Annotated in this window: 10 protein-coding genes; 6 read left to right on the top strand and 4 right to left on the bottom strand. The window is 74.0% G+C overall.

Annotated elements, in window-relative coordinates; all coding sequences use genetic code 11:
- Positions 1-52: 52 nt before the first annotated feature.
- Positions 53-1564 (bottom strand): glycoside hydrolase family 3 protein, encoded by a 1512-nt coding sequence (locus tag ACZ6X9_RS28850; RefSeq protein WP_469780942.1) that lies wholly within the window; start codon positions 1562-1564, stop codon positions 53-55.
- Between the two features lie 612 nt (positions 1565-2176).
- Here ACZ6X9_RS28850 and ACZ6X9_RS28845 point away from each other — a divergent pair.
- The 5 genes from ACZ6X9_RS28845 to ACZ6X9_RS28825 are packed head-to-tail and all read left to right on the top strand — an operon-like array spanning position 2177 to position 7737.
- Positions 2177-3400 (top strand): phytanoyl-CoA dioxygenase family protein, encoded by a 1224-nt coding sequence (locus ACZ6X9_RS28845; protein ID WP_469780941.1) that lies wholly within the window; start codon positions 2177-2179, stop codon positions 3398-3400.
- Complete coding sequence (locus ACZ6X9_RS28840; RefSeq protein WP_469780940.1) at positions 3382-4731, top strand: DUF6271 family protein; 1350 nt, start codon at positions 3382-3384, stop codon at positions 4729-4731. The genes ACZ6X9_RS28845 and ACZ6X9_RS28840 overlap by 19 nt, the downstream gene beginning before the upstream one ends.
- The gene (locus ACZ6X9_RS28835; RefSeq protein WP_469780939.1) at positions 4728-5972 is read left to right on the top strand and encodes a type III PLP-dependent enzyme; all 1245 of its coding nucleotides are present in this window, start codon (positions 4728-4730) and stop codon (positions 5970-5972) included. Before ACZ6X9_RS28840 ends, ACZ6X9_RS28835 begins: the two co-directional genes overlap by 4 nt.
- Entirely contained in the window at positions 5969-6565 is a 597-nt protein-coding gene (locus ACZ6X9_RS28830; RefSeq protein ID WP_469780938.1) for a GNAT family N-acetyltransferase, read from the top strand. The genes ACZ6X9_RS28835 and ACZ6X9_RS28830 overlap by 4 nt, the downstream gene beginning before the upstream one ends.
- Entirely contained in the window at positions 6565-7737 is a 1173-nt protein-coding gene (locus ACZ6X9_RS28825; protein WP_469780937.1) for an MFS transporter, read from the top strand. Before ACZ6X9_RS28830 ends, ACZ6X9_RS28825 begins: the two co-directional genes overlap by 1 nt.
- Before the next feature lie 116 nt (positions 7738-7853).
- Here ACZ6X9_RS28825 and ACZ6X9_RS28820 read toward each other — a convergent pair whose 3' ends face one another.
- From ACZ6X9_RS28820 to ACZ6X9_RS28810, 3 genes are all read right to left on the bottom strand, one after another.
- Entirely contained in the window at positions 7854-9581 is a 1728-nt protein-coding gene (locus tag ACZ6X9_RS28820; protein ID WP_469780936.1) for an acyl-CoA dehydrogenase family protein, read from the bottom strand.
- Between the two features lie 76 nt (positions 9582-9657).
- A complete protein-coding gene (locus ACZ6X9_RS28815; RefSeq protein ID WP_469780935.1) occupies positions 9658-10218 on the bottom strand; it encodes a PadR family transcriptional regulator in 561 nt (186 codons plus the stop codon).
- 140 nt (positions 10219-10358) lie between these two features.
- Positions 10359-11267: a LysR family transcriptional regulator gene (locus tag ACZ6X9_RS28810; RefSeq protein ID WP_469780934.1), complete on the bottom strand. Its 909-nt coding sequence runs from the start codon at positions 11265-11267 to the stop codon at positions 10359-10361.
- 58 nt (positions 11268-11325) lie between these two features.
- On the opposite strand from ACZ6X9_RS28810, the gene ACZ6X9_RS28805 reads away from it, so the two are divergent.
- Positions 11326-12840: an MFS transporter gene (locus ACZ6X9_RS28805; RefSeq protein WP_469780933.1), complete on the top strand. Its 1515-nt coding sequence runs from the start codon at positions 11326-11328 to the stop codon at positions 12838-12840.
- The last annotated feature ends 39 nt before the right edge of the window (positions 12841-12879 follow it).

The raw sequence follows: 12879 nt of genomic DNA, 5'->3' as shown, positions 1-12879 counted from the left end.
CGGCGTTCGCGTGCGAGCGCCGCCCGGGGAACCGACGTCCGTCGGCGAGAGGTCAGCGTTCCCCCGCCAGGATCTCCGCGGCCGCCACCCCCGACGCCGTGCTGGCGCCGTGCGTGAAGATCTGCACCGCCCCCGGAGCCGTACCGCCCGGCAGGCCCATCTCGACGACGATCGCGTCGGGACGCGCCGTGGTGAGGTCCGTGAGCGCCCGGCTCATCCACGCGTGGCGCGGGGCGTCGCGGGTGACGACGACCAGGGGGCGGCCCACCGCCGCCCCGAGGGCGCGTGTCTCCAGGGCGGCGTCCGGCGCGCCCAGGTCCTGCGGGCGCAGTTGGACGGAGGTCGTCCCGGGGAGCCGCTCGCGCAGCGGGCCGGCGACGCCCCACGGCGTCTCCTTGCCGATGGCGAGGTTCGTGGCGGGCACCAGTTCCACCACGTGGGGCGGCGCGGGCAGCGGCAGCGCGGTCCGCACCGCCCCGGTGAGCCGGAGGGCGCGGCGGGCGGCGACGAACCCGATGTCGCCGTCGGCCGCGCCGGCGGAGGCGGCCCGGCGCAGCCCCGCCGACCAGTCCGCGAACGACCGCACACGGCCGGCCGCCTCCGCGAGCCGCTCCTCGTCGAGGTCCCCGCGCGTCACGGCGTTCACCAGGGAGTCGGTCAGGAGGCGGGCGGTCGACTCCTCGGCGCTCTCGCCGCCCACGCAGACGGCGTCGACACCGGCGGCCACCGCCTTCACCGCGGCCCCGCCGATCCCGTGCGGTCCGGAGACCGCGCCCATCTCGATGGCGTCGCTGACGATCAGTCCGTCGAACCCGAGCTCGGTGCGGAGCAGGTCGACGAGGATCCGCCGGCTCAGGGTGGCGGGCAGCTCGGGGTCGTACGCGGGCACCAGGAGGTGGCCGCTCATGATCGCGCGGACGCCCGCGTCCACCGCGGCCCGGAACGGGGGCAGCGCCTGCGCGGCGATCTCCTCGCGCCCGGCGCCGTAGACCGGCAGGTCGTGGTGGGAGTCGACGGCGACGTCGCCGTGGCCGGGGAAGTGCTTGGCGCAGGCCGCCACGCCGGACGACTGGAGTCCGCGGATCCAGGCGGCGGTGTGCCGGGAGACCACGGCCGGGTCCGACCCGAAGGACCGGACGCCGATGATGGGGTTGTCCGGGTTGGAGTTGACGTCCGCGCTGGGCGCGTAGTCGAGGCTCACCCCGGCGGCGCGCAGTTGGCGGCCGAGGTCGGCGGCGACGGCCTCGGTCAGGCCGGTGTCGTCGACGGTGCCGAGGGCGAGGTTGCCCGGCCGGGTGGAGCCGGTTCCGGACTCGATCCGGGTGACGTCCCCGGCTTCCTCGTCGATGGCGACGACCAGCTCGGGGTTCTCGGCCCGCAGTCGCTCGGTCAGCCGGGCGACCTGCTCGGGGGAGACGATGTTGCGCGAGAAGAGCACGACGGACGCCAGCCCGTCGGCGATGTCCCGCAGCACCCAGTCCGGCGCCTCGGTACCCACGAAACCGGGCTGCAGGACGGAGAGTGCCAGTCGCCGCAACGCGGTGCTGTGCTTGCTGGAGGACATCGGCCGGTGCCTTTCGGGTGGGAGCGGCCCGCGAGGGTGCCGGCGGAGCGGCGGCGACACCCCACGGGCTTTGGTATAGACCAACAAGGGTGCGCTTAGGTTAACCGCACGTGTCAAGAGGGAGGGAGGGGTGTATCACTCCGTCCGTCAACAGCCGTTCCCAAGGCGGGAGTCCGCGATGTGACGGCGTCTCACGCCCGGGAGCGCAGAGCGGGCGAATGGATCACTCGCGAGTGAATGATCTCAATTCGGATGTTGACATTCTGAGTTGGTCTAGTCCACCTTGATCGGGTGCACATACATCGTGGGGCGCGTGAGGCGCGCGGCCCCGAAGAACCGACACGGACTCACCGGCCCCCGGGCACCGTCCCGGACCGCGGCCCGAGACGGGCGCCGTTCCCGGAGGCGTGACGAGCCGCGGCCCGGCTCCGCCCCACAGGCGGCCGCCTCCCGGACGGCCGCGCAGACCTTCACCTCGTTCCGGCGCCACCGGCCGGACCGCCACCCACCCGCGCGAAGGCGGCCCCGGCACGCGCCGGTGCCCACCGCGCCCACCGTGCACCGTTGGCGTTCCCAGATCCGGGGGGCGACAGAAAGGATCCGGAGTACCGCATGACGACCGCTGACCCCACGACGACCGCTGACCCCTACCTCCACCGAGCCGTCACCGACGTCCCCTACTTCAGCGCGGACGGCGAGACCTACCTCGCCCGCACCCAACTGAGGGACCTTCGGAAGCGACGGCCGCTGCGGGTGCTGTCCGAGGAGGACTTCGCCTTCTGGCAGACCTACGGCTACGTCGTCGTCCGGGAGGCGATCCCCGCGACGGCCGCCCGGCGCCTGCTCGACTTCGCCTGGGACTTCCAGGGCATGGACCCCGACCGGCCCGACACCTGGTACCAGGACCGCGAATGGCGCTCCGACCTGGACCGGGAACTGCACGTCTACGGCTTCGTCGAGGCCTACCACCACCAGCTCATCTGGGACAGCCGGCAGACCCGCCGCGTCTACGACGCGTTCGTCGACGTGTGGGACTGCGAGGAGCTGTGGGTCACCCTGGACCGGCTGAACCTCAACCCGCCCAACGTCCGCAACCGCTCACGATCCCTGATCGAGCACCGCGACCGCGGCTTCGACATCGAACTCCACTGGGACGTCGACACCACCCAGGGCATCCTCCCGCAGCGCGTCCAGGGCATCATCGCCCTCGACGACACCCGGCCCGACGTCGGCGGCTTCCAGTGCTGCCCCGAACTCTTCCGCCGGTTCGACCGCTGGAAGGCCCTCCAGCCCGACGACCGGGACCCGATCCGGCCCCGGATCGACCGCGACGACATGCCCGTCGTCCGCCCCGAACTCCGCGCCGGCGACCTGCTCATCTGGAACGGCCTGCTCGCCCACGGCGTGGCGCCCAACACCTCCGAGGACGGGGTGCGCGCCGTCCAGTACCTGTCGATGATGCCCGCCCTGGAGAACCACCGGGCCTTGCGCGCGTCCCGGGTCACCTCCTGGCGCGACCTCGCCACACCGGAATGGAACCCCACCCTCCTCGGCGACGCCGTCCGGCACGAGTCCCAGCGGTACGGGCGGGCCGAGCTGAACGACCTGGGCGCCAAGCTGCTGGGCCTGCGCTCCTGGCACGACCGGCCCGGCGAGACGGCCGCCGCCACGACCGACCCCGGCCCCGCCGCCGCCACGATCAGCGACGCCGGCCCGGCAGCCCGGACCGCCCCGGCCGCCGACGCAGCCGACCGGGCCACCGAGGCCACCCGGGGCACGCAGGCAACCCAGGCCAACCAGGCCACCGAGGAAGAGATATGCGCGGAATCTGTCTGACCCTGCCCACCAACAGGCCCTGCGCCGAGACGATCGAAGCCGTCGGCCGGGAAGCGGCCTACGCCGTCGAACACTTCGACGTCGAGGTGCACCTGCTCGTCCTCGACTCCTGCGCGCCCGCCGACTTCGCCGACCACGCCGAAGCCGTCCGCCGGCTGCCCGCGCGCCCGCGGATCACGGCACACCACCTCGACGAGGCCGCGCAGCGGGACTTCCTCCGCCGCGTGATCACCGCCGCCGGCGGCCCCGAGCCGGAGCCGCTGCTCGGCCTGATGCTCCCGGACCGCCTCTCCTACGGCGCCTGCACCAACCGCGCGTTCCTGATCGCCGCCGCGCTCGGCTGCGTGTCCGTGCACCGCCGGGACTCCGACAGCCGGTACCAGACCCTCGACGGCGTGCCGGTGTACCCGATCCACCACGAGCTGACGTCGTTGGGCCGGCGCGCCGCGGACGCCCGTGCCGACGTCACCGCGACGGACCTCGCGCCGGAGCACCTGGACCGCCGCGTCGCCATGGTCGGCGCCTCGTTCATCGGCGAACTCTCCGTCGACATCGGCGAGATCGAGACCCTCGACCCCGCCGCGTACCACGAGGTGGTCAGCCTCTGGGCGCCCGAGGACTGGACCGACGAGCAGAAGCGCGACCTCGTCGCGGAGTCCTTCCGCGGCGCGGGCACGGAACCCTTCCGCGCCGACCGGTCCCTGCTCACCCTGGTCGACCCGATGCGCGTGGACATGTGCAACATCGCCTTCCACGACGTCCACGAGCGCGTGCCCCTGCCGCCCGCCACGGACACCATCGGCAGCGACTACTTCCTCATCCACCTCGTCCACGACGCCGGCCTGCCCGGCGTCCTGCACAACCGCAACATCGTCAACTACTACACCGGCGAGCGCCGCACCGACACAGGCTTCACCGCCTACCAGCTCCGCTACGTCAAGTTCCTGCTCTCCATGCTGTACTTCAACGCCGTCTACGCCCGGCTCGCCGATGCCGGCGACACGCTGCTCGACGACCACGGCCGGGTCCGGGGCCCCGCCGTCGCCGCCCTCGCCCGCGAGAGCGCCGGCCTCGACCGGGCCGGGAACGTCCGGCGGCTCGACGCCCTCGACGCCGCCTACCGCCGCCTCGGCGGCCGGTACGCCGCCTTCGCCGACCTGCTCGCCGGCCGCCGCGAACGCCTCCTCGACGAAGCGCGCCGCGACATCGAGGACTTCGCCCTGCTCACCGAGGCCTGGGAAGCCCTGGTCCACGCGGCCCGCGTGACCCCCGTCCGCACCACGCCCCTCCACACCACCCCCCTCCACACCGCCTCGGGACGGTCCCGATGAGCACCGCGACGACGACCGCGCACACCGCCCCCGCCACCACCCCGGCCGACAGCCCCCTCTTCACAGCGCTCGCCGCCGCCGGCGAGGACCGGATCGTCCTCGACCTGGACGGCATCCGCGCCCGCTACGACGACCTCGGGCGTCAACTCCCGGGCATCGATGTCCGGTTCGCCATGAAGGCCTGCCCGGTCGACGAGGTGCTCGGCACCCTCGCCCGCGCGGGCGCCGGAGTCGACGCCGCGAGCCCGCTCGAAATGGAACAGGCGCTCCGGGCGGGCGTACCGGCCGCCCGGACGCACTACGGCAACACCGTCAAGTCCGACCGGGACATCGCCCACGCCCACCGGCTCGGCATCCGCGACTTCGCCACCGACAGCCTCGAAGACGTCGCGGCGATCGCCCGCCACGCCCCCGGCGCCCGCGTGTTCTGCCGCGGGGCCACCGGCGGCGAAGGGGCGCTGTGGGGCCTCACCCACAAGTTCGGCTGCCCGCCCGGCCAGGCCGTCCGCGTCCTGGAACGGGCCCGCGAGCTCGGCCTCACCCCGTCCGGCCTCTCCGTGCACGTCGGCTCGCAGCAGATGACCACCGAGGCCTGGCGCGCCGCGCTCACCGGCCTCGGCGAGGTCCTCACCACCCTCCGCGGACGCGGCATCACCGTCGACCACGTCAACCTCGGCGGCGGCCTGCCCGCCCTCGGCTACCTCGACCGGCAGGGCGTGCCCCTCGACCCGCCGCTGGACGCCATCCTCGCGGCGATCCGCGAGGGCACGGCCGCCCTGCGCCGGATCCACGGCGCGCCGCTGGACTTCGTCATCGAGCCGGGACGTCACCTCGTCGCCGACCACGGAGCCGTCCGGGCCCACGTCGTCCGCCTCGCGGAACGCCCCCACCCGGACGGCGGCCCCGCACACTGGCTCTACCTGAGCGTCGGCAAGTTCAACGGCCTCTACGAGATGGACGCCCTCCAGTACCGGCTGGTGTTCCCGGGGCGGCACGACGGCGGGTACGTCCGCGCCGTCCTCGCCGGGCCCACCTGCGACAGCGACGACGCCCACACCCCCGGGCACGCGCCGGTCGAGGTACCCGGCGACCTGGCCTCGGGAGACCCGGTCTGGGTGCTGTCCTGCGGCGCCTACGCCACCAGCTACATGACCCAGGGCTTCAACGGGATCGCCCCCCTGCCGTACACCTGCGTCGGCGGGGACGACGTCGGGGCCGACGGCCGGAGGTGGCCCCGGTGAGCGGTGGCATCCGCGTCCGCGGCATCACCGAAGGCGACTGGGACGCCGTCGTCGCCCTGGAGGCCGGCGCCTACACCGCGCTCGGCCTCTCCGAGGGGCGCGCCGCGCTGCGGTCCCGCGCGGACGCCTCCCCGGACACCTGCTTCGTCCTCGACGTCGGCTCCCGGCCGGCCGGCTACCTGCTGGCCTTGCCCTACCCGGCCGACCGCTGCCCGGACCTGACCCGGCCCGAGGAACCCGGGGAGCCGGCGGCCCCGGCCCCCCTCGGCGCCCCGGCCGCCAACCTGCATCTGCACGACATCGTCGTCGCACCCCACCTGCGCCGCAGGGGACTGGCCCGGCACCTGCTGCTGCACCTGACGCGCACCGCGCGGGCGCGGGGCGACGAACGGATCTCGCTCGTCGCCGTCGGCGGCAGCGAGACGTTCTGGTCGGCCCGCGGGTTCACCGCCCACCCCGGCGTCCCCCTCCCCGACGGCTACGGCCCCCATGCCGTCTACATGTCCCGGCCGGTGCCCGCCGACGGCGCCGGGAACCCCGAACCGGGCGGGACGGCACCACACGGCCGGCCCGTGCACCACGAAGCGAGCTGATGTCCGTGTTCCGCCTCCACGACCCCTACCGGCGCGCCCACGGGGCGATCGTCGCGCTGTTCTGCTCCCTCGGCTTCCAGTACGCCACCTGGGCCGCCCGGATACCGGCGCTCAAGACGGACCTCGGCCTGTCAGCGGCCGAGGTCGGCGTCCTGCTGATGGCCGCGGGCATCGGCGCGGCGGTGTCGTTCCCCCTGGTGGCGCTGCTGATGAAGCGCCTGGGCTCCCGGCGGCTCGCCCTGCTGTCGCAACTCGCCCTGGCCCTGCTCCTCCCGGCCCTGGCCGCGGCTCCCGACTACCCGGTGGCGCTGCTGATCCTCGGCGTGGACGGCGTCTGCGTGGGCTGCCTCAACGTCGCCATGAACGCGCAAGGCGCCGCACTGGAAGCCCGCTACGAGCGGACGGCCATGGCCAGGCTGCACGCCACGTTCAGCGGCGGCTCCCTGCTCGCCGCCCTCCTCGCCTCCGGCATGACCGCCCTCACCCCGTCCGTCGGGGCGCACTTCGGAGTGGCCGCCGCCCTCCTCGTCCTGCTCAACGCCTTCGCGCGGAGCGGCCTCCTCACGGAGGAACAGGCACGGCCGCAGGAGGCCGAGGAGAAGAAGCGGACGCGCGGACGGTGGGCCCTCCCCTCCCGGATCACCCTCTGGATGTGCTGTGCCATGGCCTTCGGCACCGTCACCGAGGGCGCCATGAACGACTGGTCCACCCTCTACATGAAGGACGTCGCCCACGCCGCGGCCGGACTCGCCCCCCTCGGCATCGCCGTCGTCTCCGGGATGATGGTCGTGGCCCGCCTCTTCGCCGACGGTTGGCGCGACCGCTGGGGCGACGCCCGTGTCGTCCTCCTGGGCAGCGCCCTGGCCGCCGCCGGACTCGCCTTCGCGCTGCTGACCGGCGGTGTGGCAGCGGCACTCGCCGGGTTCGCCTGCGTCGGACTGGGCATCGCCGCCGTCACCCCCTGCGTCTACGCGGCCGCGGCCCGGCAGGGCTCCGACTCCCTGACCCTGGTCGCCGCGATGGGCACCACCGGCCTGCTCGCCGGGCCGCCCCTCATCGGCTTCATCGCCAACGCGAGTGGCTTGGCCTGGGGCTTTGCCGCCGTGGCGGTGGCGGCGGGGGTGGTGTCGCTGTGCAGCACGCGGATCCGGTGGACACCGGTGGGAAGCTGAGGTTCCGGCCCCCGGCCCCACCCCTTCACCGTTTCCCGGGGCTGACGCCCCAGACCCCCTTGTCCTCGAACGCCGGACGGGCTGAACATCAGCCCGTCCGGCGTTCGAGGACCCGCTTACGGCGCCATCTCGTACGTCCCGGACAGCGCCTCCACCCGCTCCCACACCCGCGCCGAGCGCCCCTCGTCGACGACCGGGCGGCGGACCGCGCCGAGCGCCCACCGCTGCTGCGCCTCGGTGGCCGAGTCCTTGCCGTGCAGCTCGACCGCGTGCGCGGAGAAGTCGCGGACGAGCACGGCGCACAGCTCGTCGAGCACGTCCTCGTCCAGCTCCGTCAGCCGCGCCTGCTCCAGGATCAACTGGCCGTGCACGACCAGGGCGAACAACTGGCCCACGGACAGCAGCAGATCGAGGTCGCGGCTCTGCTCCTCGTCCGGCGCGGCGGTGGTCACGAACGCGCACAGCGCGTCCGCCTGTTCCCGCAGGCGGCCGACGTTGGGCAGGTGCGCGTACGCGTCGAAGGCGGTCCGCCAGTCGTGGAAGCGGATGGAGCCCAGGCCGCGCGCCGGGCCCTGGCGGAAGAGGAACGCGTCGTCGGCCGCGTCGAGACGGGTGGGTACGGGCTCGTACCCGGCGGGGTCCAGCAGGTGGTTGCGCAGGAACTTGAGGATCAGCGCCAGGTTGACGTGGACCGTGCCCTCCAGCTTCGGCAGGCTGCGGATCTCGACGGCCGCCTGGGCGAAGTAGTTGTCCTTCTCGAAGCCCTTGGCCGCGATGACGTCCCACATCAGGTCGACGACCTTCTCGCCCTCGGTGGTCACCTTCATCTTCGTCATGGGATTGAAGAGGAGGTAGCGGCGGTCGTCCGGGCCGGCGGAGCGGAAGTAGTCGACGGCGCGGTCGCTGAACAGCTTCATGCCGACCAGGCGGACGTAGGCGTCGGTCAGTTCGCGGCGCACGTGCGGGAAGGCGGTGACCGGGCGGCCGTAGAGGATCCGGTTGTGCGCGTGGGTGACGGCCTCGTACATCGCGTGCTCGCAGATGCCGATGGAGGCGGTGCACAGGTTGAACTTGCCGACGTTCACCGTGTTCAGTGCCGCGTCGAAGGCGGCACGGCCGGTGTGCAGCACGTCCTCGGCGCGGACCGGGTAGTCCTCCAGGCGGAACTCGCTGACGAACTTGGAGGAGTCGACGACGTTCTTCACCAGGTGGTACGCCGGGTGGCGGCTGTCCGCCGCGAAGAAGACGTAGCCGTCGGGGCCCTCCACGTCGGTACGGCGGCCGAAGACGGAGACCAGCCCGGCCGCGTTGCCGTTGCCGATGTAGTACTTCGAGCCGGTGGCCCGGAAGCCGCCCTCGCCGTCCGGCTCCAGCAGCATGTCGGTCGAGTAGATGTCGGCGCCGTGCGTCTTCTCGGACAGGCCGAACGCGAACACCTCGCCGTCCGCGAGGAGTTCGGCGGCGCGGGCGCGGGCGGCGGCGTTGTCGCTCTGCCACACCGGGCCCAGGCCGAGGATGGTGACCTGCCACGCGTACCAGTAGTCGAGCCCGTAGAAGCCGAGGATCTCGTTGAGCGCGGCGATCCGGGCGGTGTCCCAGCGCTTGTCCCCGTTCCCGTCCCCCTCGGCGGCCGGGGTGAGGAACGTCGCGAACAACCCTTCCCCGGCGGCGAACGCCAGGAAGTCCGCGAGCCAGGCGCGGGAACGGTAGTCCTCGATCAGCCTGCGCTTGCCGCGCTCCTCGAACCAGTCGACGGTGGCACGCAGCAGCCGGCGGGTCTCGGGGTCGAAGTGCGCGGGGTCGTAGGTGCGCGGGTTGAACAGCAGCGGGTCGGCCTTGGTCATGGGGATACGCCTTTCCGGCTCGGAGGGTAGGGGACTGGGGGAGCGGGGGACGGGGGGTGTCCGGCGCCGGCCGCGTTCACCGGGGCGCGGAGCCGATGCGGCACAGGGTGGCGAGGACGTCGTCCAGCCAGCCGAGCGTCATCCGCTCGTAGGCGATCCCGCCGCGCAGGACGGCGTGCTGGAGCTCCTGGCCGGTGTCGAGCGCCGGCGGCGCCTCGGGACCGGTGAAATCGCGCAGCTCGCCCGCGAGGTAGTGGGCGAGCCGCTCGGCGTGGACCCGGCGGTGCCGCTCGACCTCCCGGACCAGCTCGGCCGGATCGCCGAAGGCCGCGCCCCGGATCTTGACCGCCAGGTCGTGCCGGAGCGCCTCCGGCTCCACCGGCTCCGACAGCCACCGGGTGAGGACCTCCCGGCCCGGGGCCGCCACCGAGTACTCCTTCTTGTCCGGCCGGCCCTGCTGGGCCACCTCCCGGACGTCGATCCAGCCGTCGCCCACCATCCGCTTCAGGACCCGGTAGATCTGCTGGTGGGTGGCGGTCCAGAAGTACCCGATGGACCGCTCGAACCGCCGGGCCAGCTCGTAGCCGGAGCCCGGCTTCTCCAGCAGGGAAACGAGGATCGCGTGCTCGAGCGCCATGCCCTGGATCATCTATGCAACTCGTTTCATAGGAAAGAGCCGCCGCCCGAGTGAGACGGGGCTCACCCCGCCGCCCGGGCCCCCTCCGGCGCGGCAGCCGCTCCCCGGCCGCCCGGGCCGCGGGCCGGGCGCCTCCCGTCTCACTCCGGCCGGACGGCCTCCCGCGCGGCGGCCGTGAGGACCTCACGCACCCACGCGTGCACCGGGTCCTGGTCGTGCCGGGCGTGCCAGGCCAGGGAGGTGCGGACGGCCGGCAGGGGAAGGGGGATCTCCCGGACGGCCAGCGGCATGACGCGCGCGGCCCGGACGGCGACCGGGCGGGGGAGCAGCGCCAGCGCGTCGGACTCCAGGACCAGGAAGCAGGCGGTGGCGTGCGTCGGTGTCACGACCCGGACGCGCCGGGTGTGCCCGGCCTCCGCGAGCAGGTCGTCGACGACACTGTGGAACTTGCCCCGGCGGGAGAACTGGACGTGCGGCAGGGCGGCGAACCGCTCCAGGTCCAGCGGCTCGTCCGCCCCGGGCGCGTCCCGGCGGGAGACGGCCACGTAGCGGTGTTCTCCGAGCGGGCTGCTGCGGACGTCGGCGGGGAGCTCGGGCGGCAGCACGGTGCAGTCCAGGTCGACGCGGTCGCGGAGGTCGGCGAGGTCCTCGTCCCCTTCCGGGAGGACACGCAGCCGCAGGCCCGGCGCCTCGGCGGCGATCCGGGAGACGAGCGCCGGACCGAGCACCACGGCGTGCGCCTCGTTCGTCCTGAGCGTGAACGACCGCTCCACGGTGGCGAGGTCGGCCGGCTGCGGCGGCCGGAGCGCCGCCAGCGCAGCGACCAGCGCCGCCTCCACACGGGGGCGCAGCTCCCGGGCGCGCGGAGTCAGCACCAGCCCCCGCCCGGCCGGGACGAGCAGCGGATCGCCGATGACCCGCCGGAGCCGGCCCAGGGTGCGGCTCATCGCCGAGGGGGAGACCCGGAGTTCGGCGGCGGCACCGGTGACACTGCCCGTGCGCAGCAGCGCGTCGAGGGCCGGCAGCAGATTCATGTCGGGGAGTTGCACGGGACGCAAAGGTACCTGAACGACTCGGAACTTGTCGTCAATCATGCGGCGCCCGACGATGGACGACGTCTCCGAGAAAGCGATGGGAACGATGATCGACGCACAACGGCGCAACACGGCCCTCCTGGTGGCCGGTTGCTTCTTCATGGAGAACCTCGACGGCACCGTGGTGACGACCGCCGCGCCCCGCATGGCCGCGGCCCTCGGCACCACCCCCGCCGCCGTCGGTCTGGTCGTCACCGCCTACCTGGTCACCCTGGCCGCCCTCATCCCGCTCAGCGGCCGGCTGGCCGGCCGGTTCGGGGCCCGGCGGGTCTTCCTCTCCGCCATCGCCTTGTTCACCGCCGCCTCACTGGCCTGCGCGCTGAGCGACGGGCTCGGCACCCTGGTGGCCATGCGGGTGCTACAGGGCGCGGGCGGGGCGATGATGGTGCCGGTCGGCCGGCTGATGGTGGTGTCCGGAGCGGAGCGGACCGACCTGCCCCGGCTGATGGGGTACGTCGTCTGGCCCGGCCTCGTCGCCCCCGTCCTGGCACCGCCCGTCGGCGGACTGATCACCACTTACGCCGACTGGCGCTGGATGTTCCTGATCAACGTGCCGCTCGGCGCCGCCGCCTTCGCGACCGCCGCCCGCCTGCTGCCCGTCACGCCCCGGCCCGCCGACCCGCCGCGCCCCGACCCGGCGGGCGCCCTCCTCACCGTCACCGGCCTCGGCGCCCTCACCTGGACCGCCCACCTGCTCTCCGGCGACGGCGTCCCCTGGTCGCGGGTGGCCGTCCCGGCAGCCGTCAGCGCCGTCGCCCTGGCCGCCGCCGCCCGGCATCTCCTGCGCACCGACCGGCCGTTGCTCGACCTGCGGACCCTCGCCGTCCCCACCTTCCGCGCCTCGGTCACCGGCGGCTCGGTCTTCTGGTCCGTCGTCGGAGCCGCCCCGTTCCTCCTCCCGCTGCTGTTCCAGGAGGTGTTCGGGTGGAGCGCGGTGAAATCCGGCGCGGTCGTGCTCTGCGTCTTCGCGGGCAACATCGCCGTCAAGCCGGCCGTCAACCGGCTCCTCGACCGCTTCGGGTTCCGCCCGCTCCTGCTCACCGCCACCCTCGGCCTGGCTGTGACGACCGCGGCCTGCGCGCTGTTCACCCCGTCCACGCCGCTCGCCGTCATCGCCGCCGTGACCGTACCGGCCGGCGCCGCCCGCTCGCTGGGCCTCACCGCCTACCAGATCATCGCGTACGCGGACATACCGCCGGAGCGGACGCGCGACGCCAACACCCTCCAGGCGACCGCCCACCAGGCCGCCGCCGGCCTCGGCGTGGCCGTGGCGACCGTGGCCCTCCGGGCCGGGGGACCGCTCGGCACCCTGCTGACGGGCGCCGAGGCGACCCCGGCGACCGCCTACGCCGTCGCCTTCTGCCTGCTGGGCCTCCTCCCGCTCGCCGCCTTCGCCGGCGCGCTGCGGCTGCGGCCGGACGCCGGCGACACCGTCCGCGGCGGAGCCACGGCACCGCGGCCGGCCGGACGGCGGGCCGATGCTGACGGCGGCGGAACGGCGGCGGCAGGGCCGGCCCGGCGGGACTGATACCGCCGCGGGGCACGTTCGGTGGCCCGGTGGCCCGGT

The organism is Streptomyces sp. NPDC052910 (genome assembly GCF_055585605.1).
Note: the sequence above shows the minus strand (reverse complement) of the source record. Positions and strands in the feature narration are given on the sequence as shown.

What these genes read in the sequence shown, in the direction of transcription:
- ACZ6X9_RS28825 (WP_469780937.1), top strand. Translation starts at nt 6,565, where the DNA reads ATGTCCGTGTTCCGCCTCCACGACCCCTACCGGCGCGCCCACGGGGCG.
- ACZ6X9_RS28820 (WP_469780936.1), bottom strand. Translation starts at nt 9,581, where the DNA reads ATGACCAAGGCCGACCCGCTGCTGTTCAACCCGCGCACCTACGACCCC.
- ACZ6X9_RS28845 (WP_469780941.1), top strand. Translation starts at nt 2,177, where the DNA reads ATGACGACCGCTGACCCCACGACGACCGCTGACCCCTACCTCCACCGA.
- ACZ6X9_RS28805 (WP_469780933.1), top strand. Translation starts at nt 11,326, where the DNA reads ATGGACGACGTCTCCGAGAAAGCGATGGGAACGATGATCGACGCACAA.
- ACZ6X9_RS28815 (WP_469780935.1), bottom strand. Translation starts at nt 10,218, where the DNA reads ATGGCGCTCGAGCACGCGATCCTCGTTTCCCTGCTGGAGAAGCCGGGC.
- ACZ6X9_RS28835 (WP_469780939.1), top strand. Translation starts at nt 4,728, where the DNA reads ATGAGCACCGCGACGACGACCGCGCACACCGCCCCCGCCACCACCCCG.
- ACZ6X9_RS28840 (WP_469780940.1), top strand. Translation starts at nt 3,382, where the DNA reads ATGCGCGGAATCTGTCTGACCCTGCCCACCAACAGGCCCTGCGCCGAG.
- ACZ6X9_RS28850 (WP_469780942.1), bottom strand. Translation starts at nt 1,564, where the DNA reads ATGTCCTCCAGCAAGCACAGCACCGCGTTGCGGCGACTGGCACTCTCC.